This is a genomic window from Salinimicrobium oceani, from assembly GCF_012037645.1.
On the sequence record NZ_JAAVJR010000946.1, the window covers coordinates 1 to 385 of the forward strand.

General features: G+C 36.6%; 1 protein-coding gene. It reads right to left on the bottom strand.

Features of this window, described 5'->3' with window-relative positions:
* Positions 1-9 precede the first annotated feature (9 nt).
* Positions 10-165 (bottom strand): hypothetical protein, encoded by a 156-nt coding sequence (locus tag HC175_RS23995; RefSeq protein WP_209310143.1) that lies wholly within the window; start codon positions 163-165, stop codon positions 10-12.
* Positions 166-385: the final 220 nt, after the last annotated feature.

Here is a 385-nt window from a genome sequence, read left to right on the forward strand (position 1 = left end):
TCTGTTCGGCTATTTATCTATCCTACCGTCTATTTTGGAAGCCAAATGCGTCGATCTGGAAAGTTTCTTTAAGTTTAACTTCGTGTGCATTTTCTTTTCGGGGCCAATCCGTTCCATTTCATTATCATCTGGGACTCCAACACTAATGGTTTGGATTATCTTCACATCCGAAAAATCAAATAGATGCGAATTAAGCCAGCAAAAAGTTTCCTGAACAATAAAGTGCATTCTGCCGCATATCGATATTTTCCGGTACCAAAGTGTGCGTGTGCATTTATGTGGAAGGTTTTTGAAGTGCTACTTTAATTTTAATTCTTCACATTTGCGACTTCACCAGTTTTTTCTACTGCCGTTGTTTTAACTTTTCTTTTTAGAACTTTATTTT